16 protein-coding genes are annotated in these 20,123 nt (G+C 63.9%); 13 read left to right on the forward strand and 3 right to left on the reverse strand.

The window, feature by feature from the left end; all coding sequences use genetic code 11:
- The 9 genes from ACO550_RS08755 (at window position 1) to ACO550_RS08795 (ending at window position 12,505) form a co-directional block, all read left to right on the forward strand.
- Complete coding sequence (locus tag ACO550_RS08755) at window positions 1–1,764, forward strand: TadG family pilus assembly protein (protein ID WP_315595914.1); 1,764 nt, start codon at window positions 1–3, stop codon at window positions 1,762–1,764.
- An 11-nt stretch (window positions 1,765–1,775) separates the two neighbouring features.
- Complete coding sequence (locus ACO550_RS08760; RefSeq protein WP_315595915.1) at window positions 1,776–3,140, forward strand: sigma 54-interacting transcriptional regulator; 1,365 nt, start codon at window positions 1,776–1,778, stop codon at window positions 3,138–3,140.
- Between the two features lie 86 nt (window positions 3,141–3,226).
- Window positions 3,227–4,372, forward strand: coding sequence for an exonuclease SbcCD subunit D C-terminal domain-containing protein (locus tag ACO550_RS08765; protein WP_315595916.1), 1,146 nt, complete (start codon window positions 3,227–3,229; stop codon window positions 4,370–4,372).
- A complete protein-coding gene (locus ACO550_RS08770) occupies window positions 4,369–7,422 on the forward strand; it encodes an AAA family ATPase (protein ID WP_315595917.1) in 3,054 nt (1,017 codons plus the stop codon). Before ACO550_RS08765 ends, ACO550_RS08770 begins: the two co-directional genes overlap by 4 nt.
- Before the next feature lie 424 nt (window positions 7,423–7,846).
- Complete coding sequence (locus ACO550_RS08775) at window positions 7,847–8,530, forward strand: 3-oxoacid CoA-transferase subunit A (RefSeq protein WP_315595918.1); 684 nt, start codon at window positions 7,847–7,849, stop codon at window positions 8,528–8,530.
- Between the two features lie 28 nt (window positions 8,531–8,558).
- Window positions 8,559–9,206: a 3-oxoacid CoA-transferase subunit B gene (locus tag ACO550_RS08780; RefSeq protein ID WP_315595919.1), complete on the forward strand. Its 648-nt coding sequence runs from the start codon at window positions 8,559–8,561 to the stop codon at window positions 9,204–9,206.
- Between the two features lie 26 nt (window positions 9,207–9,232).
- Complete coding sequence (gene pcaF, locus ACO550_RS08785) at window positions 9,233–10,435, forward strand: 3-oxoadipyl-CoA thiolase (protein WP_315595920.1); 1,203 nt, start codon at window positions 9,233–9,235, stop codon at window positions 10,433–10,435.
- 226 nt (window positions 10,436–10,661) lie between these two features.
- Window positions 10,662–11,393, forward strand: a complete 732-nt coding sequence (locus ACO550_RS08790; RefSeq protein ID WP_315595921.1) for an SDR family NAD(P)-dependent oxidoreductase — start codon at window positions 10,662–10,664, stop codon at window positions 11,391–11,393.
- A gap of 107 nt (window positions 11,394–11,500) precedes the next feature.
- Window positions 11,501–12,505 carry a tripartite tricarboxylate transporter substrate-binding protein gene (locus tag ACO550_RS08795; RefSeq protein ID WP_315595922.1) on the forward strand — a complete coding sequence of 335 codons (1,005 nt, stop codon included), beginning with the start codon at window positions 11,501–11,503 and terminating at the stop codon, window positions 12,503–12,505.
- Window positions 12,506–12,670: 165 nt separating this feature from the next.
- On the opposite strand, the gene ACO550_RS08800 is transcribed toward ACO550_RS08795, so the two are convergent.
- On the reverse strand, window positions 12,671–12,886 hold the full coding sequence (locus tag ACO550_RS08800; RefSeq protein WP_315595984.1) for a hypothetical protein: 216 nt from the start codon (window positions 12,884–12,886) through the stop codon (window positions 12,671–12,673).
- 344 nt (window positions 12,887–13,230) lie between these two features.
- On the opposite strand from ACO550_RS08800, the gene ACO550_RS08805 reads away from it, so the two are divergent.
- Window positions 13,231–13,815, forward strand: a complete 585-nt coding sequence (locus ACO550_RS08805) for a PadR family transcriptional regulator (RefSeq protein ID WP_315595923.1) — start codon at window positions 13,231–13,233, stop codon at window positions 13,813–13,815.
- Between the two features lie 49 nt (window positions 13,816–13,864).
- On the opposite strand, the gene ACO550_RS08810 is transcribed toward ACO550_RS08805, so the two are convergent.
- The gene (locus ACO550_RS08810; protein WP_315595924.1) at window positions 13,865–14,857 is read right to left on the reverse strand and encodes a nitronate monooxygenase; all 993 of its coding nucleotides are present in this window, start codon (window positions 14,855–14,857) and stop codon (window positions 13,865–13,867) included.
- 230 nt (window positions 14,858–15,087) lie between these two features.
- Here ACO550_RS08810 and ACO550_RS08815 point away from each other — a divergent pair, with 230 nt between their 5' ends.
- Window positions 15,088–16,146: a tyrosine-type recombinase/integrase gene (locus tag ACO550_RS08815; RefSeq protein WP_315595925.1), complete on the forward strand. Its 1,059-nt coding sequence runs from the start codon at window positions 15,088–15,090 to the stop codon at window positions 16,144–16,146.
- 105 nt (window positions 16,147–16,251) lie between these two features.
- Window positions 16,252–17,271 (forward strand): UDP-glucose 4-epimerase GalE, encoded by a 1,020-nt coding sequence (galE, locus tag ACO550_RS08820; RefSeq protein ID WP_315595926.1) that lies wholly within the window; start codon window positions 16,252–16,254, stop codon window positions 17,269–17,271.
- A gap of 110 nt (window positions 17,272–17,381) precedes the next feature.
- Here galE and ACO550_RS08825 read toward each other — a convergent pair whose 3' ends face one another.
- Window positions 17,382–17,693 carry an H-NS family nucleoid-associated regulatory protein gene (locus tag ACO550_RS08825; RefSeq protein WP_315595927.1) on the reverse strand — a complete coding sequence of 104 codons (312 nt, stop codon included), beginning with the start codon at window positions 17,691–17,693 and terminating at the stop codon, window positions 17,382–17,384.
- A gap of 531 nt (window positions 17,694–18,224) precedes the next feature.
- Between ACO550_RS08825 and ACO550_RS08830 the strand changes: the two genes are divergently transcribed.
- Window positions 18,225–20,021 (forward strand): methyl-accepting chemotaxis protein, encoded by a 1,797-nt coding sequence (locus ACO550_RS08830; protein WP_315595928.1) that lies wholly within the window; start codon window positions 18,225–18,227, stop codon window positions 20,019–20,021.
- The last annotated feature ends 102 nt before the right edge of the window (window positions 20,022–20,123 follow it).

Below are 20,123 nucleotides of genomic sequence, written 5' to 3' on the forward strand. Positions count from 1 at the left end.
GTGGATCGCTACACGTCTCGATCGAGCATGCGCCGGCGCGCCACCGCGGAACTTGGCCGGCAGCAGGGCGCCATCAGCGTGATGGCCGTCATGCTGATCGCCACCGTTGCCATTGGCGCGCTGGTGTCGATCGATGTTGGCTATGTGTTTTACAGCCAGCGGCAATTGCAGAAGATGGTGGACCTGGCGGCGTTGTCGGGCGCGCAGCAACTGAAGCGTGCCGACGATCTGCCGACCACCACCATCAACGTGATGGCCAGCGTGACAGCGACGGCCAGCCAGAATGGCTACCCGGATGCGGTGAGCGCCAATTGCAGCGACGCTGCTGCTGGTGGGGCCGACGGCATGCGCGCGTGCCTGGGACTGTGGGATCCCGCCAATGCGGCGAATGGCGACAGCGTGCGGCACTTCAATGCCGGCTATGACACGGCAACCGTATCGCCCAATGCCGTACGCGTGCAGGCAACGCTGACGGTGCCCATGCTGTTCGTGTTGCCGGGCGGACAATCACGGCAATTGCATGCGGAGGCTATCGCAGCGGGAAGTCCCCCGGTGGCGTCGTTTTCGTTGGGCAGTGGGTTACTGAACCTGAACACGGCGAGCGGTGCACTGGGACTGTTGCTTGGCAATACAGTGAATCTGTCGGTGGCCGACTGGAGTGGACTGGTCGGCGCCAATGTCACGCTGGAGCAACTACGTTTGCAGGCCAACGTTGGCACCATCGAGCAATTGCTCAATACCGCGCTGTCGATCCAGGATTTCTATGCGCTGGTGCTGAATGCGGCCGGGCAGCAGGCATTGCTTGGCGCTGCCTTGGGTAGTCCGGCGACACAACTCGGACTTAACGGCATTGGCACCAGACTGACCCTTGCCCAACTGCTCGATCTGGGCGTACTGACCCCGGCCGCCTCGTCGGCGGCAGAGGTGGGGTTGAATGTGGCTTCACTGCTGACCACGTCGGCATATGTAGCGCGAGGGACGAGTGCCGTGGCACTGAATGTCCCGAACCTCAGTGTCCCTACAGCCTTTGGGAATACCACGGCGACGGCGTCGCTGACAGTTATCGAGCCGCCCAGGGTGGCGGTTGGACCCGCCAAGCAGCTTCCGGACGGGACCTGGCGTACCACTGCGACGACCGCGCAAGTCGGGTTGAACGTGGCGGTACATTCCAATCTCTCCCTGCTGGGAGTTGTCCGGGCCGACGTCGACCTGCCGCTACTGGTTCGGGCGGCCAAGGCTGACGGAGATCTAACTAATCTTCTGTGCGCGGCTACGCCAGCTCAGCGGCGCGCCACCGTCAACGTATCGACGGAACTGTTGAGTACCTGCCTCACCGAGAACGGCCGTACTTGCAGGACTAGCGGCAGCATGACGCTGGCCAATGTCGTTGTTCTGCCGATACTCCTTGGTGGCGCTCAAACCAGCCTGATTGGCAATCCGACCGCACCGAATGCGGCGTTCTCCAACAGTGGTGCCATCGTGCTGCCGCCGGGTGGAACGGCCACGGTCTCTTCCGATACTGCAATCAGCCAGAGCGTCAGTAGTTTGCTGACGGGGCTCAATCCTTCGCTCAAGGTGGACATTTTCAAGCTGCTTGGTGTCAATCTGCAGGCTGGCGACTTGTTGACGCCTTTGCTTGTTCCGGTCGCCACCATCGTCAATGCGGTGGTGGTGTGGTTGGGCAACACGCTCGGCCTCAACCTTGCCACTGCAGACTTGAAACTCAACAGCATCGACTGCAACAACGCCGAACTTGTGTATTGAACTGAACCAACATGAAAGCAGAGCGCTGGGCTTACGAGAGCCTTGAAGTCTATGTGTGGGAAGGCCAGTACGAGATCGCCGATCGCGTGGCGCGGTTCCTGGCGCCGCTTGGTGCCGAGGTGATTCGCGCCGGCGCGCTCGATGCCTTGCCGGGCGAGCCGCGTGTGAAGCCCAGCATTGCGGTGATCAGTGCGTCGGCGATTGGCTCGGCCAAGTTCACGCTGGACTGGGAGGCGGTGCACGGCATGCCCGTGATCTGGGTCGGGGCACCGGATCGCGATGCCGATCCGGGCCGCTTCCCGCCTGAGTATGCGTACATCCTGCCGCACGATTTCACGGGCGCCGACCTGCGTACGCAGATTGCCAAGCTGATGCCGCAGATGATGGCCGCAGCCGACGCGCGCCCCGCCGTGGCCGACCTCGTGGCCAGTTCGCCGGCCATGCTGCAACTGCTGGAACAGGTGGATACGTTTGCCAACTTCGACAGCAATGTGATGCTGTATGGCGAGACGGGCGCGGGCAAGGAGCGCATTGCGCGCCTGTTCCACGAGCGCAATGCCACCTATGGCAAGGGTCCGTTCGTGGCGGTCAACTGCGGCGCGATCCCCGACGGGCTGTTCGAGTCGCAGTTCTTTGGGCACGCCAAGGGCGCGTTCACGGGCGCGATGTTTGCGCACCGCGGCTTTTTTGAGCAGGCCACGGGCGGCACCTTGTTCCTCGACGAGATTGGCGACCTGCCGCTGTTCCAGCAGGTGAAGCTGTTGCGTGTGCTGGAAGAGAACGCGCTGACGCGGCTTGGCTCGACCATGGCGGTGAAGCTCGACTTCCGGCTGGTGGCGGCCACCAACAAGGACTTGCGCGAAGCGGTGAGCCAGGGCCGCTTCCGTGCCGACCTTTATTTCCGGCTGGCGGTAATCGAGTTGCGCCTGCCGAGCCTGGAAGAGCGTGGCGCGGCCGACAAGGTGGGGCTGCTGCAATCGTTCCTGCGCCATATGACTGGCGCGGCCTTCTATGACGCGCTGCCGCCGATGCCGGACTGGCTCAAGGGGGCGGTGGGTACCGCGTTCTTTATCGGCAATGTGCGGGAGCTGCGCAACCTCGCCGAGCGGGTGGGCATCACGGTACGGCAGTGCGGGGAATGGGACGAGGAGCGGATCCGGCCGTTGTTTCGCGGCTTGCGGCCCGGTGCATTCGACGGCACGGAACGTAGCGATCCGCGCGGCGATGCCGAGGAGCGCCGCCGCATCATTGCGGCGCTCGACGCCAACGGCTGGCGCCGGCAGGATACCGCTGCGTGCCTGGGCATCAGCCGCAAGGTGCTCTGGGAAAAGATGCGCAAGTTCCAGATCGCGGACAGTGAAGCGGAGCCGGTCTGAGAGCCGCGCGTGGTGCCGACAACGTTATGATGCGGGACTGCGCGGCGTTGCCGTGCGCTCCGCGCCACGGCGCCGAAGGACCCGAATTGCGTTTTCTCCACACCGCTGACTGGCATCTCGGTCGGCTTTTCCATGCCCGTAGCCTGCTCGATGACCAGGCATATGTGCTCGACCAGTTTGTCGCGCTGGTGCGCGACGTGCGTCCCGACGCCGTGCTGATTGCCGGCGATGTCTATGACCGGGCCGTACCGCCGCCCGAGGCGGTGGCGCTGCTCGACGATGTACTGGCGCGCATTGTGGTGGAGGCGGGTGTGCCAGTGGTGATGATCGCGGGCAACCACGACAGTGCCCAACGTCTGGACTTCGGCGCGCGCCTGCTGTCGGCACGTGGGCTGCACGTGGCGGGTCGCACGGGTCCGCAGACGGCGTGCGTGACGCTTCATGACGCGCACGGCGAGGTCCGTATCTACGCCTTGCCGTACGCGGAGCCGGCGGCGGTGCGCGATGCGCTCGGTGTTGACCTGTCATCGCATGAGGCGGCGCTCGGCGCGCAACTCGACGCGATCCGCGCCAGCCATCCGGCCGGTGTGCGCGCCGTGGCGGTCGCCCATGCGTTCGTGGTGGGCGGTGCCGTCAGCGAATCGGAGCGGCCGTTGTCGGTCGGCGGCAGCGGAGCGGTGGCCGCCGAGCTGTTCGACGGGTTCGATCTCGTCGCGCTGGGCCATTTGCACCGGCCGCAGACGATTGGCGGGCGCGTGCATTATTCCGGATCGCTGCTCAAGTATTCGTTGTCGGAAGCCGATCACCACAAGACCGTGTCGCTGATCGAACTCGACGAAAAGGGCGAGGTGCGCATCGAGGCGATTGCCTTGCAACCTCGCCGTGACCTGCGCATCCTGAAGGGGGAACTGGCGCAATTGATCGAGGCCGGCGCCAGCGACGCACGCCGCGACGATTATGTCTATGCCGTGCTTACCGATAACGGTGCGCTGCTGGACCCGATGGCGCGGTTGCGCGAAGCCTATCCGAACGCACTGGCGATAGAGCGCGCCATTCTGGCGCGCAGTGGCCAGGCGGGCGAGTTCGGCCGCAGGATGCGTGAGATGGACACGGGCAGCCTGTTCGCGAATTTTTTTCGCGAAGTGGCTGACGCGGATCTGGACGACGATCAACGCCGCGCGCTGGATCGTTTACTGGCAGGCATGGAGGCATCCGAAAGGGAATCGGCATGAAACCGCTGTACCTGAAGTTGCAGGCCTTCGGCCCGTTTGCCGCCACCGAGACCATTGATTTCACGCGGCTTGGGGAGCAGGCATTCTTCCTGATTCACGGTCCCACGGGCGCGGGCAAGACCACGCTGCTCGATGCCATCTGCTTTGCGCTTTATGGCGATACGTCGGGCGGCGAGCGTAGTCCGCAGGACATGCGCAGCGCCAACGCGGATCCGGCCTTGCGTACCGAGGTCACACTCGAGTTTGGCCTGGGGGCCATGCATTACCGGGTTACACGCTCGCCGACGCAGGATCGACCCAGCCAGCGCGCCACCGGAGGCCTGGTCAAGGAAACCGCCAAGGCACAGCTCGACGTGATGCTGGACGGCAACTGGAAGAGCCATGCCAGCCAGCCCAATCGCGTCAGCGACGCCGTGCGCGATCTGCTGGGCTTCGACAGTGCGCAGTTCCGCCAGGTCATCGTGCTGCCGCAAGGTCGCTTCCGCGAACTGCTGACCGCCGATTCGAAAGCGCGCCAGAGCATTCTGGAGCGGCTGTTCCATACCGAACTCTATCGCCGGGTGGAAGAACTGCTCAAGGAGCAGGCCGCCGGCATCCGTCGCGAAGCCGAGGAAATTGCGCTGCGCCGGAAAACCTTGCTGGAGCAGTACCAGTTGCCGTCCGTCGAGGCCATGACGGAGCGTATCGAGGCGCTGCAGGCCACCCTGGCGGAGTTACTGCGTAGCGAAGACGTGGCGCGTTCCGCCAGCGAGGCCGCGCAGGCGTCGTTGCGCAAGGGCGAACTGGAAAGCACGCAGATCAAGGCATGGCGCGAAGCCGAAGGCGCACATGCGGTGCTGCTGGCAAAGACCGCCGCGGTCGACACCGATCGCGCGCGCTTGCAGGCGGCACGGCGCGCGGCGCAGGTCACGCCGGCCGTGCAGCATCTTCAGGCCGCCATGCAGGATCAGGCCACCGCGCGTGCCGCCGTGGTCCAGGCGGGAGCGGCCGCCGCGCGTGCCACGCAGGCGGCGGAAACCGCCGCCACCGCCTTGCGCGCGGAGATCTCGCGCCACGATGTGCGCATGGCCGCGCAACGCACGGTGGCGACATTGGAAAACCTGTTGCCGCAGGCGCGCAAGCTCGGTGTGCTGCGCAATGCGGTGGCGCAGGCCGGCACCGCGCTGGCCATGGCCCAGACCGCCGGCACGCGGAAGATCGAAGCGTTCAACGCCGCTACGGCGGCGGTGAAGACGCTCGAAAGCGAATTCGAACAGGCGCGTGTTGGCGGCGCGGGCTTGCAGGCATTGCAACTGCAACTTGGCCAGGCACGTGAGCGGGCCGCACGGCTGGCGCGGTGCCGACAGATCGAGGCCGATCTGGAGCCCTTGCGTGTGGCGCTGGCGGACAGCGACGTGCAACGGCGCCGGGCACTCGAGGCACGCGACGCCGCGCGCGCGGCGATGCGCCAGGCTGAGGTGGATTGGCGTCATGGCCAGGCCGCACGGCTGGCCGCCGGACTGAAGCGTGGCGAAGCCTGCCCGGTATGCGGGGGTAAGGATCATCCGGCGCTGGCGCAACAGGTGCTGGCGCTGGTGACCGACGAAGACCTCGATGTCACGCAGGCGACGTTACAGCGCGCCGACGATGCGCTGGCGCAGGCTACCGCCGCACATCAGCAGGCTGACGCCAAAGTGGCGCAATGGCAGGCGCGGCTGGCCGATCTGGCGGAATCCGCCGGCGCCTACACGGCGGCCGCCGCGCAGGCGCTCGATTCGGACATTGCCACGCTGACTGCATCGACCGCCGCTGCGGAGCAAGCTGCGCGCCGCGCCGAGGTGTTGGCCGGTCAACTGGCACAAGCCCGCACCACACGCGACGCCGCCGAAGCGGCCGCGCAAGCCGCGGACGGCGCCGCACGCGTGGCGCTGCAGGAGCACGCGCGGCTGGACGGCGAATGGCAGGCAGCTTGCGCGCTGGTCCCCGAAGAGTCGCGCGACCCCGATGCGATGGGCGCGGCGCTGGCAGCCGCGCGCCGTGAGGCCGGTGCACTGGAAGCCGCGCTGCAGGCAGCGCAGGGCGCCGAGCGCGATGCGGTGGCATTGCAGGCGGGCACGTCGGCAGCGCTGGCATCGGCGCAAGTCAATGTGGCGCATGCCGACACGCGCATCGTGCAACGCGAAGCGGCGCTGGCCGAGGCAATGCGCACGGCCGCATTTGCCAGTGACGCCGAATACCAGGGTGCATGCCTGCCCGACGACGCCATCCTCAAGCTTGATGAAGCGGTCCGTGCATTCGATGTGGATCTTGCCCGCGCGGCCGAATGGCGCGTGCGCACGGCGGACATCGCACAAGCTTTGCAGGTACCGGACCTGCCGGCGTTGCTGGCCGCGCGTGACGAGAGCGCGGTGAAGCTGGAGGCGGCGATTCGGGCGCGCAGTGAAGTCGCGGCCTCGCGCGATGCGCTGCTGCAATGCAAGGGGCTGCTGGAGTCGCTGGCCAGCGGGGGACGCGAGGTCGAAACGCGCTATGCAGTACTGGGCCGGCTGTCGGAGGTGGCCAATGGCAACAATCCGCGCCGCATGACGTTCCAGCGTTTTGTACTGGCGACGCTGCTCGACGAAGTACTCGAAGCGGCGTCACTGCGGCTGTTGCGCATGAGCCGTGGCCGCTATGCGCTGCAACGCGTGCGCGAGCAGGGCGACCAGCGCGTGGCCGGCGGGCTCGATCTGGCGGTATTCGACCACGACACCGGCAGCGCGCGTCCGGCCAATACATTGTCGGGCGGCGAAGGTTTCCTCGCGTCGCTATCGCTGGCGCTGGGGCTGGCCGACGTGGTGCAGTCGCGTGCGGGTGGCATCCAGCTCGACACGCTGTTCGTGGACGAAGGTTTTGGCACGCTCGATCCGGAAAGCCTGGACTTTGCGATCCGCACGTTGCTGGACCTGCAGCAGGCGGGACGCCTGGTCGGCATCATCTCGCATGTGTCGGAACTGCGTGAGCGTATCGATGTACGGCTCGAAGTGCGCCCCGGAGTCAGTGGGAGCCAGGCGGTGCTGCGGCTGCCCTGAACAGGGGCGCGGCAATCCTCCCCGTTCAGGGTTCGTTTAGGGCGGGGAGGATTTCAAAATGCTGCGGTGCACAGCGTCCAATGTCCGATTATCGCCCGCCACGCGTGGACTCTTATTGACCCTGTTTTGACGGCCGGTGTAATCTTTGTTCATTCTGCGAATTGAGGTTCGTATAGCGAACTCTTTACGGTTTGTACTCACAAGCGTGAGTCCTGATTCGCCGACCATCGCAAAGCCGCTGACAAGACGGCTTATCAAGACAACTGCAAGATTGTTGGACCCTGTCCTGCAACCCGCACCGCGCCCCAGGCGCAGCGTGGCACAGCAGAACCCCGTCTGAGCAGCCTGCCGGAGACAACTTTGCGTGCCGCGACCTTGCGGCCGGTCCCGGTTTGATGCCGGACCCTTCCGTACAGGAACGCAAGTGATCAACAAGCTATATGACTCGGTGGAAGCGGCAGTGGCCGGCATCCACGACGGTGCCACGATCCTGATCGGCGGCTTTGGCCTGGCAGGCATGCCAGCCGAGCTGATCGATGCCCTGATCGCCCAGGGCGCGCGCGATCTCACGATCGTCAACAACAATGCCGGCAACGGCGATACGGGCCTGGCCGCGCTGCTCAAGACCAAGCGCGTGCGCAAGATCATCTGCTCGTTCCCGCGCCAGGCTGATTCCTACGTCTTCGACGCCCTGTTCCACGCTGGTGAAATCGAGCTGGAACTGGTGCCGCAGGGCAACCTGGCCGAGCGCATCCGCGCCGCTGGTGCCGGCATCGGTGGCTTCTTCACGCGTACCGCGTACGGCACGCCGCTGGCCGAAGGCAAGGAAACGCGCATCATCGACGGCCAAGGCTATGTGTTCGAAAAGCCGATTCATGCGGACTTTGCGCTGATCAAGGCCGATAGCGCCGATCGCTGGGGTAACCTTACCTACCGCAAGACCGCGCGCAACTTTGGCCCGATCATGGCCATGGCCGCCAAATGCGCGATCGTGCAGGTCAGCAGCATCGTGGAACTGGGCGAACTGGACCCCGAGCACATCGTGACTCCGGGCCTGTTCGTAAAGCGCGTGGTGAAGATTGGTGGCGCAGCCGCCAAGGCCGCCTGAGTCGATCGAGCTGAAGAAGGAGATACAGATGCAACGTCTGACCCGCGACCAAATGGCTGCCCGCGTAGCCAAAGACATTCCGGAAGGTGCCGTGGTGAACCTCGGCATCGGCCTGCCCACCCTGGTTGGCAATCACCTGCCGGCCGACCGTGAAATCCTGCTGCACAGCGAGAACGGCCTGCTCGGCATGGGGCCCGCACCGGCACCCGGCGAAGAAGACGGCGACCTGATCAACGCCGGCAAGCAGCCCGTGACGATCAAGGCCGGCGGCTCGTACTTCCATCATGCCGATTCGTTCGCGATGATGCGTGGCGGCCACCTCGATTTCTGCGTGCTGGGCGCGTTCCAGGTGTCCGAGAAGGGCGACCTGGCCAACTGGCATACCGGCGCACCGGGCGCCATCCCCGCCGTGGGCGGCGCGATGGACCTGGCCATTGGTGCCAAGCAGGTGTTCGTGATGATGGACCACCAGACCAAGCAGGGCGAAAGCAAGGTCGTGGCCGAATGCACGTATCCGCTGACCGGTATCGGTTGCGTCACGCGTATCTACACGGACCTGGCGACGCTGGACGTGACACCGGACGGCCTGGTAGCCCGCGATCTCGTGGACGGCCTGTCGTTTGAAGAGCTGCAACGCCTGACCGGCGTGCCCCTGAAGCAGGCCGTAGCCGCCTGATACCAACCAGACCAGAGAGACAGAACATGAGCGACGCATTCATCGTTGACGCCATTCGCACCCCCATCGGCCGTTACGGCGGCAGCCTGTCCGCCGTGCGCGCGGACGACCTGGGCGCGGTGCCCCTGAAGGCACTGATGGCGCGTAACCCGAACCTGGACTGGTCGGCGATCGACGACGTGATCTTCGGCAATGCCAACCAGGCCGGTGAAGACAACCGCAACGTGGCACGCATGTCGTCGCTGCTGGCCGGTCTGCCGCAGGACGTGCCGGGTTCGACGATCAACCGCCTGTGCGGTTCGGGCATGGACGCCACCGGCACCGCCGCGCGTGCGTTGAAGTCCGGTGAGACCAACCTGATGATTTCCGGCGGTGTGGAAAGCATGAGCCGCGCCCCGTTCGTGATGGGCAAGGCCACGTCGGCCTTCTCGCGCGATGCGCAGATCTTCGACACCACGATCGGCTGGCGTTTCATCAACCCGGCTATGCGTGCGGCCTACGGTGTGGACTCGATGCCCGAGACCGCAGAGAACGTGGCCACCGACTACAAGATCAGCCGCGAAGACCAGGACTTGATGGCGCTGCGTAGCCAGGAGAAGGCATCGCGCGCGCAAGCCGACGGTACGCTGGCGCAGGAAATCACCGCGGTGACGATTGCGCAGAAGAAGGGCGATGCAATCGTCGTCGACCGTGACGAACATCCGCGTGCCACCAGCATGGAAGCGCTGGCCAAGCTGCGCGGCGTGGTGCGTCCGGACGGTACGGTAACCGCCGGCAACGCCTCGGGCGTGAACGATGGCGCATGCGCGATCCTGCTGGCCAGCGAAGCGGGCCTGAAGCAGCACGGCCTGAAGCCGCGCGGCCGCATCGTCGGCATGGCCACCGCTGGCGTGGCCCCGCGCGTGATGGGCATCGGCCCGGCACCGGCCACCCAGAAGCTGATGAAGCAACTGGGCATGTCGCTGGACCAGATTGACGTGATCGAACTGAATGAAGCATTCGCCGCGCAAGGCCTGGCAGTGCTGCGCCAGATCGGCGTCGCCGACGACGACCAGCGCGTGAACCCGAACGGCGGCGCAATCGCCCTGGGCCACCCGCTGGGCATGAGCGGCGCGCGCCTGGTGACCACCGCGCTGTACCAGCTCGAACGTACCAATGGCCGCTTCGCGCTGTGCACGATGTGCATCGGCGTGGGCCAGGGTATTGCAATGGTGATCGAACGGGTTTGATGTGGCAATGTTCGGCTCCCCCCTCCCGCATGGCGGGAGAGGGGAGCTAACCAGAACTACGCAAGCGCTTAATTTCTTTCACTTCCCGCCGTTATTCACGATGGGAAGTTTCAGTGGTGTCTCTTCCCCAACGAGGTAGAGCATTGCGGCCAGGCCGACGGGCTCGCCGGTCTTGCCGCATCTTTTTCTGACTGACCCGGCTGACGTGCCGGTGCGGAGTACTGAGATGTCCCTTCCCGTTGCCACGCTTGTCACCGGTGCCAGTTCCGGTATCGGTCGTGCGATTGCCGAAATGCTGCTCGCCGACGGCGTGACCCGTGTGATCAATGTCGACTATGCAGAGCCGACGTGGTCGCATCCGAACCTGACCTTCTTCCAGGCCGACCTGACCAATGCCGACGCCACGCGTGCGGCGGCCGCCAAGGTGACCTCGCAGTTCGCGGTAACCCGGCTCGTCAACAATGCCGGCGCCACGCGCCCCGGCACCGCCGACACGGCCACTGCCGAAGATCTGGACTACGTCGTGGGGCTGACGCTGCAGGCCACGATGCTGCTCACCCAGGCCTGCCTGCCCGCGATGCGCGCGGCCGGCTTTGGCCGTATCGTCAACATGGCCTCGCGCGCGGCGCTGGGCAAGCCTGAGCGCGTGGTGTATTCCGCGGCCAAGGCGGGGCTGGTTGGCATGACCCGAACGCTGGCGATGGAGCTGGGCGGCGACGGTATCACCGTCAACGCCGTGGCACCGGGTCCCATTGCCACCGAGCTGTTCCGAAAGAGTAATCCGGAGGGCAGCGAACAGACACGGCGCATCCTGGCAAGCATCGCCGTGAAACGCATGGGAACGCCGGAAGACGTGGCGCGTGCCTCGCTGTTCTTCCTTGCACCCGAGAATGGTTTCGTGACGGGACAGGTTTTGTACGTCTGCGGCGGAACCACGCTGGGTGTGGCACCCGTATAAGAAAGTTGCCCGCCCCAGGGCACGGGGTGGAATAGCGATTCAAAGTATTGCATCCGCGGCGCTCACAAGGATTGCCAGCGGGTGTGCATCAACTCCTGGAGCACAAGATGAGCATCACCAAACAACCGTCGAAGGCGCGCAGACGCCTGCTGGCCGCTGGCGTGGCAATGGCCGCCGGCTTTACCGTCATGACCGGCGCGCAAGCGCAGGGTACCTACCCGACCAAGCCGATCACGATGATCGTGCCGTTCTCGGCCGGTGGCACCACCGACATCCTGGCCCGTATCGTCAGCCTGCAACTGGGCAAGGCGCTGGGTCAGCCGGTAGTGGTCGACAACCGTCCGGGTGCGGGTGGCAACATCGGCGCGTCGCTGGCCGCCAAGGCCCCGGCTGACGGCTACACGCTGTTCATGGGCACGATCGGCACGCACGCGATCAACCAGTCGCTGTACTCGAAGCTGCCGTTCGACCCGGTCAAGGATTTCGCGCCGATTACGCGCGTGGCCATGGTGCCGAATATCGTGGTGGTGAACCCGAAGGTGCCGGTCCACAACGTGAAGGAACTGATCGCGTATGTGAAGGCGAACCCGGACAAGCTGTCGTACGGTTCGTCGGGCAGCGGTTCGTCGATGCACCTGTCGGGCGAACTGTTCAACTCGATGACCGGCCTGCATATCCAGCACATCCCCTACAAGGGCAGTGCTCCGGCCGTGAATGACCTGCTGGGCAACCAGATCGGCCTGATGTTCGACAACATGCCGTCGTCGTACCCGCACGTGAAGGCCGGCAAGCTGCGCGCCATCGCCGTGACGTCCGCCAAGCGCTCGCCGGCACTGCCCGACGTGCCGACCGTGGCCGAAGCCGGTGTTCCGGGCTATGAAGCTACGTCGTGGTTCGCGCTTTATGCAACCGGTGGCACGCCGCAGCCGATCGTTGACCGCCTGAACGCCGAAGTGGTCAAGATCCTGGCCATGCCGGAAGTGAAGAAGCAGATGGCCGAGCAAGGCGCCGAACCGAATCCGGAAAAGCCGGCACAGCTGGCCGCGTTCATGAAGTCCGAAGCTGCCAAGTGGGCCAAGGTGGTGAAGGCTTCGGGCGCGACGGTGGACTGATCGCCCGCCGCATCCGGCAATTACTGCAATACTGAGAACCGGCCACCGCGCGCCTGCGCGGTGGCCGGTTTTTTTCATGGGCTGAAAAAAGAAAGCCCGCGAGGGTATCGCGGGCGTAAATCCCAGGTCCATAAAGGACAGGAGGAGACAATCTGCAGCTTCGGGTCAGCTCAGGCTGTATTTGACAACCTGTTCTTCCACGCCGACGAAGCGCACCAGCTGCCGCAGGCCGCTGGCGTATTCCTTGATGTGATGGCCTTCCGGCGTATCGGGCAGCCGGTAGTAAATCGGTGCGGTGCCGGCACGGGCGCGCGCGGCGCTGACCGCCCGGGACATTTCTCCCGAGGCCGTGCCTTCCGTGAATTCCGGTCTTGCGTTCATTGGCTACTCCCGTATGACGCATGGCGCGGAACGTTGGGCCGGCAGAAAAAAGGCGCGCGCATGCGTGTGGCAATGTCTGGAATGTATTGCAGTCGTTCGGGAAATGCCATTTCGAATTTTTTACATCAGTATCGAGACAATTGACTAAATTGTCGTATTTCAGTAATTCCTGGTCGGTCGACCCCGGCCGGTCCAAGCCGTCCGTATCCATCCAACAAGCGTTCCTTGGGGGTTAACGGCATGACGTGGCGTGACTTGCGCGCTACCATAGCGCCACTCTGAACCATCCCGGGTCAAGGAGGCAGCAACCTTCATGCCAACCGGGGCCAACCATCCACCGGCGAATGTCCACCCAGCACGCGCTCCTGATTTCCCTGCTCGAGAAGCCGTCGTCCGGCTATGACCTGGCGCGTCGTTTCGACAAATCGATCGGCTATTTCTGGCACGCCACCCATCAGCAGATCTACCGTGAACTCGGGCGCATGGCCGAACTTGGCTGGATTGCCGCCGACGAGACCGCGAGCCAGGCCGGTACGGCCGACGGCAACGGCGTGGAGAAAAGGAACCGCAAGAAGGTCTATTACGTGTTGCCGCCCGGACGCGACGAAGTGGTGCGGTGGGTGCTGTCGCCCGGTGCAGGACTGGACCAGCGAGAGGAAATCCTGGTCAAGCTACGTGCAGATGCTGCAATCGGGCCGCTCGGGCTGGACAAGGAAATGGATCGTCTGATTGCCTTGCACGAGGCGCGGCTCGAGCTCTATCGCGAGATCGAGCGCAAGGATTTCGGCGGCACGCTCGATCGTCGCCAGCAGATCCAGTACGCGCTGCTGCGTCGTGGCATCCGCTTCCAGGAAGACTGGGTACGTTGGGGGCGTGAACTGATGCCGCTGCTGCAGATGCCGGACGCGAAGCCCGGCAGCAGCGACTGAGGCGGTGGCCGCCGGAACCGGTCCGGCGGCAAGAGAGGACAAGAGGGGATCAGGCCAGGTCGGTGGCGCGTGCGGCCGTGGCAGCGGCCTCGGCCAGGCCCAGGCGACGGCGTGCGAGCGCGTACTCTTCCACAAAGCGGCGTACCAGTTCGGCGGCCGGTACTACGCGCTTGATCGCGCCCACGCCCTGGCCCGCGCCCCAGATGTCCTTCCAAGGCTTGACGCGGGTGGAACCGAAGTTCATCGCCGAGGCATCCGACGATGGCAGCGCTTCGGGGTCCAGGCCCGATCGCACGATGCTCTCGCGCAGGTAGTTGCCGTGCACACCCGTGAACAGGTTCGAGTAAATGATGTCGTCGGCGGTGCTGTCGACAATCATCTGCTTGTAGGCGTCCTGCGCGTTGGCTTCCTGCGTGGCAATGAACGCGGAGCCAATATAGGCCAGGTCGGCACCGGCGGCCTGTGCGGCCAGCACGGCGTCGCCGCTGGCGATGGCGCCTGACAGCAGCAGCGGACCATCGAACCACTCACGGATCTCATGCAGCAGCGCAAACGGCGACAACACGCCGGCATGGCCGCCGGCGCCCGCCGCCACGGCGATCAGGCCGTCGGCACCCTTGTCGATGGCCTTGCGTGCGAACGTGTTGTTGATGACATCGTGCAGCACGATGCCGCCGTACGAATGCACGGCTTCATTGACTTCCGCGCGCGCGCCCAGCGAGGTGATGACGATGGGCACCTTGTAGCGCACGCACATTTCCAGGTCATGTTCGAGCCGGTCGTTGGAGCGGTGCACGATCTGGTTCACCGCGAACGGTGCGGCCGGCCGCTCAGGATGCTTGTCGTTGTGCTCGCCCAGTTCGGTCGTGATGCGGTCCAGCCATTCCGCGAGCTTTTCCACGGGCCGCGCATTGAGCGCCGGGAACGAACCCACCACGCCCGCCTTGCATTGCGCAATGACCAGGTCCGGGTTGGAAATGATGAACAGCGGCGAACAGACAGCAGGCAGCGCCAGTTTTTGCAGCAATGCGGGAATGGCCATGACGGTTCTCTCGGGTCAGTGGAGGTTCGGTGTTGCCGAGGGCGGCAAGCCGGGACTCGATCTATGCAACCAGTTGCATGATGAGGTGCAAGGTACCATGCCTGCCGTCTCGTGTGCAACGGGTTGCAAAACCATTTTTGTCGAGATCCGCGTCTGTGCCAGTGGCGCATTGTCTACAATGAGCGCATTGCCCTACATGCCAAGCGGGAGAGTTAGTGGCTACTCACACCATGTCAGACGGCAGCCTCGTTGACGGGGCGAAGCCGGAGTCCGATGAGCTGTTCGATGCCGATCTGGCCGCCTGGTACCGTACGCCCGAGCGCGCCTTTGATGGATGGCTGGCGCAGCACGGCTTTCGGCCCGGCACGGCCGGGGTGTATCGCGCCATGTGGGGCAAGCTGTTGCGGTGGTCCGGCGAGCAGGGTTTGCCGCCTTTGAAATGGTCGGCCGCGCAGATCGGCGCATTCCTCGATGCCCAGAACCTGCACAAGCGTCATCGCTACCGGTATGCGCGCCTGATCGAGCGCATCTTCCATCATTTGTCCACCTTGCAGCAGAACCTGCACAATCCAGCCAGCCAGGCCGTCAAGGCCCATCTTGCAGAAGGTGAGAACGACCCGACGGCATTCCTGTTGCCGGGCGAGCGCGATTTGCTGGTGGCGCGGATCCTGGCGCCGGCGCTGGACATCATTCCGGAGCATGGCAACAAGGCGACGGCGCCAGCCATTTCGCCGACGCAATGGAAACGCGCGCGCGACGTGGCAATGCTGGCCGTGCTGCTCGGTGGTGGCCTGAAAGTGGCGGAAGTGCGCACACTGCGCATCGATGCCCTGGAAGGTATCGACGATGGTGCGCTGGCGCTCCGTATGACGCGTCAGGACAATGGCCGCACTCATATGGTGCCGCTGTTTGGCTTTGCCCACGCGCCTTTGCGGCATTGGCTGGCCGTGCGGCATGCGGCGGATTCGCTCGGCGACCTGGTATTCCCGGCCATGGCGAATGGCCGGCCCATGCACGCCGCGTCGATCTACCGCCGCATCGAGATCCTGCTCGATGAGGCGGGCGTGCTTGCCGGTCGCAGTGAGCGGGCTTCCCCACAGACGTTGCGCAATACGTGTGGTGCCATGCATTTCGATGCGGGTACGACGCCTGCGGCCGTAGCGCAATTGCTAGGCATGCGTGACCTGGAATCAGGTTGGCGTTTGCACGCGGCCTATGAGGCATGGCAAGCGCGTGCCGGGCTTCCGGTGATGGCCAGGCCGGCAGCGCGCGTGGCCGTGGACCGCTGAATTACGCATGACAATTGAGCGCGCAGACGTAATGCGGGCCGGTTATGATGGCAACCCGATCGGCGATCGGCCCTTTGAAACGAATTTTGTACCTGAAATATCTCCATGGCTGAAACCTTACTGCTGACAGGCGCCACCGGCTATATCGCATCGCACACGTGGGTAGCATTGCACGAGGCGGGCTACCAGGTGATCGGACTCGATAATCTGTGCAATAGTAACCGCGAGGTCGTGAGCCGCCTTGCCAGGATTACTGGGTCCACACCGCAATTCGTGGAAGGCGACGTGCGTGATCGCGCGTTGCTGGACCGCCTGTTTGCCGAACACAAGATTACGGGAGCAATCCATTTTGCCGCCCTGAAGGCAGTTGGCGAATCCGTGAGCAAGCCGCTCGAGTATTACGGAAACAACCTCCAGGGCATGATCACGCTGTGCAGCGCAATGCAGTCCGCGGGCGTCAAACAACTGGTCTTCAGTTCGTCGGCAACGGTATATGGCAATCCACATACGGTGCCGATTCTTGAAGATTTTCCGTTGTCGGCCACCAATCCGTATGGCCAGACCAAGCTGATGGGTGAGCAAATCCTGCGTGATCTCGAAATCTCGGATCCCGAGTGGCGCATCGCATTTCTACGTTATTTCAATCCTGTGGGTGCCCACGAAAGCGGTCTGATTGGCGAGGATCCCGGTGGTATTCCCAACAACCTGATGCCGTATGTGGCACAGGTGGCCGGCGGCCGGCGCGAAAAGCTCAGTGTCTATGGCGGCGACTATCCGACCGTCGATGGTACCGGCGTGCGCGACTACATCCATGTCTGTGACCTGGCCGATGGGCATGTCGCGGCACTGAATTACCTGCGTAATCATCCGCGCGGCATGACGGTCAACCTCGGTACTGGCCGTGGATACAGCGTTCTGGAGGTAGTAAAGGCATACGAACGTGCCAGCGGGCGTCCGGTGCCATATCAGATCGTTGCGCGCCGCCCGGGCGACATTGCATCTTGCTATGCCGATCCGGCGCTTGCGCAAGAGCTTCTTGGCTGGCGTGCCCGCCACGATATCGACCGGATGTGCGAGGACTCCTGGCGCTGGCAGTCGATGAATCCTTTAGGGTTCGCGGACTGACGACCAGTGACTGGTGGCCAGGGGCCATCGGCCAAATAAAAAACCGGGCTTGTTGCCCGGTTTTTTATTGTGGGTACATGAATCAAGCACCCGTACTACTGGATCGCCGCTTAGCGAATCAGGAAGTCTTCCATTGCCTTGCCATTGGCCAGCGCCTGCGTCAGCCAGCCGGGACGCTTGCCGCGACCGGTCCAGGTATTACCAGCGCTATCGCGATAGCGGACCGGCACCTTGCGTGCGGCGGTGGCCTTCTTGCTGGCAACAGCCTTGCCGCCAAATCCGAGATCTTCTGCGGTCAGGCCAAACTGTTCGATTTTCTCGCGAATCTCGGCGATCACGGTGGCCTGTTCGCGCGCTTTGATCTCTTCGGCCTGCTTCTGGAGTTCGTTGATTTTCTGAACGATTTCCTGATATGTCGCCATTTGTATCCCTCTATTTACTGGTGGGTCCGTGAATTGACGAAAAGCATTATAACCACTGTCCGCATCGCTGCAAATCCCTTTGCGGATAAATGATCAAAATTGCGAAGATTCTCAATTAGGAAATATTACTGAACTTACAACGATAGCAATGGTCGATGCCCGTCGCGATTCACCGTTGCCGGCAAACGCCAGAAAGCGCGGGGCGGCGCGGATCTCGGGGACAGCTGACGTGCGGGGAAATTCAATTCCGCGAATCCTTACTTAATCGTGGGCGGGTGCGCTGCCGGGCCATTCAGCAAACGCTGAAATCAAGCGCACGGCGGAAGATTTTCATTTGCCGCGCCTGTTGCAGCATATTTCGCAGGCCGCTTCATGTGCCTCAGTCGCCATACTCGAAATGCATTTGATGCGCAACTCAAGGATGGTTGGCTGGCGACCGTTATGCAGTCCTGAGCAGGCCGTACGGGGTGTCGGTCTGCCGGACCGAAGCAAGGGAGTGGCTTCGGGTTATCTCCTAATGATCAGCACATCATGTCCTTTCACCAGAATATTCAGATCAAGACCCTATTACGGGGCGCCATGGCATTGCTTGCCGCGATCTTGCTGCTTGTCGGGGGCGCTGGCCTGCGCGGCATCTCGCAGACCAATGATGCGCTGAAGGAGACGTATTCGAACCAGCTGGCATCGTCGCAGGCGCTGGCCGAGGCGATGGTCGGCACCACGCGCATGCGCCTGGCCCTGGACCGTGGCGTGATGCCCGGCAGCGAAGGCGATGACCTGAAGAAACACGTGGACCGTTCGATGGTATTCGTGGAGTCGTCGGAGCGCGGCTGGAAGCGCTATATGGCGCTGCCGCAGAATGACGAGGAGAAGGCGCTGGCCACTGCGCTGGCTGCCAAGCGCCAGGAGTTCTTCGACAAGGGCGTGATGCCCTGGCAAAAGGCACTGAGCAGCGGCAATCGCGAAGAAGCCTTGCGGATCGGGCGTGACGTGATGCCCGAGCTGCAACGCGGCATGTCCAGCGCGCACGAAAAGCTCGAGAGCTTCCAGATGGAAACCGGCAAGGCGAATTTTGAAAGCGCGCAGGCGCGCTTTGAAACGATTCGTACGATGTCGATCCTGCTGATCCTGTTCGGCATTGCGATCGCGATTGTCGCCACCGTCATGCTGCATCGCGCGATCGTGCGTCCGGTGGAAGAGGCGTTGTCGGTGTTCGAGCGCATGGCGGGCGGCGACCTGACATCGCGCATCACGAGCATGTCGAAGAACGAAGTCGGTCGCATGATGCAGGCGCTGGCGAAGATGCAGGACAGCCTGTCGGGCATCGTGCATGAAGTGCGCGGTGGCACCGATTCGATTGCCTCGGCCACCCAGCAGATTTCGGCGGGCAACACCGATCTGTCGCAACGTACCGAAGAGCAGGCCGCATCGCTGGAACAGACCGCGGCCAGCATGGAAGAACTGACCACCGTGGTGCGTCAGAACGCCGACAATGCGCGCCAGGCCGGCGTGCTGGCTGGCGAGGCCTCGCAGATCGCGCTCAAGGGCGGCGATGTGGTGGGGCGTGTGGTGGACACCATGAACGAGATCAACGGCGCCTCGCGCAAGGTGGTCGAGATCATCGGCGTGATTGAAGGGATCGCTTTCCAGACCAACATCCTGGCGCTGAATGCCGCGGTGGAAGCGGCCCGTGCCGGCGAGCAGGGCCGCGGCTTTGCCGTGGTGGCTGGCGAGGTGCGCAGCCTGGCGCAGCGCAGCGCCAATGCTGCCAAGGAAATCGAATCGTTGATCAGTGAGTCGGGCCAGCGCGTGGAAAGCGGCACGAAGCTCGTGGCCGAAGCCGGACACACCATGGGCGAAATCGTCCAGGCCGTGCGTCGCGTGACTGACATCATGAACGAGATCAGTGCCGCGTCGCAGGAACAGACCACCGGCATCGAACAGGTCAACCAGGCCGTGGCACAGATGGACCAGGTTACCCAGCAGAACGCGGCGCTGGTGGAAGAGGCTGCCGCCGCGGCCGGTGCGCTGGAGGAACAGGCCCAGAAGCTGAAGAGCGTGGTCTCGGTGTTTTCATTGGCCGATGATGGTGGCGTGCAGCAGCACGCCGTCGCGCCTGCGCTGCCACTGGTGACGCCGCACGCCACGCCGGCAAAGGCAGCACCCGCGCTGGCACGTACGACCGAGCGGGCTCCGGCACGACCGGCTTCCCGACGTCCGCCGATCGTGCGCACGGGACGCGAACCGAAGCTGTTGCGTCCAGCGCTGAACCAGCCGGCCGCGAGTGCCCCAGGTGCGGCGGCAGACGACAACTGGGCCGCATTCTGAGTTTTCAAGACTGATACATACAAGGAAACATTCAACAACACGCCCAACCAGGCGTCCAACGAGGTTCACACGACGCGCGCGAGATGCCATGATGCGGGCTTT

Source organism: Cupriavidus sp., assembly GCF_057315035.1.

Bases quoted from the DNA above. Each gene is read 5' to 3' on its own strand.
- ACO550_RS08760 (WP_315595915.1), top strand. From the start codon at position 1,776: ATGAAAGCAGAGCGCTGGGCTTACGAGAGCCTTGAAGTCTATGTGTGG.
- ACO550_RS08770 (WP_315595917.1), top strand. From the start codon at position 4,369: ATGAAACCGCTGTACCTGAAGTTGCAGGCCTTCGGCCCGTTTGCCGCC.
- ACO550_RS08780 (WP_315595919.1), top strand. From the start codon at position 8,559: ATGCAACGTCTGACCCGCGACCAAATGGCTGCCCGCGTAGCCAAAGAC.
- pcaF (WP_315595920.1), top strand. From the start codon at position 9,233: ATGAGCGACGCATTCATCGTTGACGCCATTCGCACCCCCATCGGCCGT.
- ACO550_RS08790 (WP_315595921.1), top strand. From the start codon at position 10,662: ATGTCCCTTCCCGTTGCCACGCTTGTCACCGGTGCCAGTTCCGGTATC.
- ACO550_RS08795 (WP_315595922.1), top strand. From the start codon at position 11,501: ATGAGCATCACCAAACAACCGTCGAAGGCGCGCAGACGCCTGCTGGCC.
- ACO550_RS08800 (WP_315595984.1), bottom strand. From the start codon at position 12,886: ATGAACGCAAGACCGGAATTCACGGAAGGCACGGCCTCGGGAGAAATG.
- ACO550_RS08805 (WP_315595923.1), top strand. From the start codon at position 13,231: ATGTCCACCCAGCACGCGCTCCTGATTTCCCTGCTCGAGAAGCCGTCG.
- ACO550_RS08810 (WP_315595924.1), bottom strand. From the start codon at position 14,857: ATGGCCATTCCCGCATTGCTGCAAAAACTGGCGCTGCCTGCTGTCTGT.
- ACO550_RS08815 (WP_315595925.1), top strand. From the start codon at position 15,088: ATGTCAGACGGCAGCCTCGTTGACGGGGCGAAGCCGGAGTCCGATGAG.
- galE (WP_315595926.1), top strand. From the start codon at position 16,252: ATGGCTGAAACCTTACTGCTGACAGGCGCCACCGGCTATATCGCATCG.
- ACO550_RS08825 (WP_315595927.1), bottom strand. From the start codon at position 17,693: ATGGCGACATATCAGGAAATCGTTCAGAAAATCAACGAACTCCAGAAG.
- ACO550_RS08830 (WP_315595928.1), top strand. From the start codon at position 18,225: ATGTCCTTTCACCAGAATATTCAGATCAAGACCCTATTACGGGGCGCC.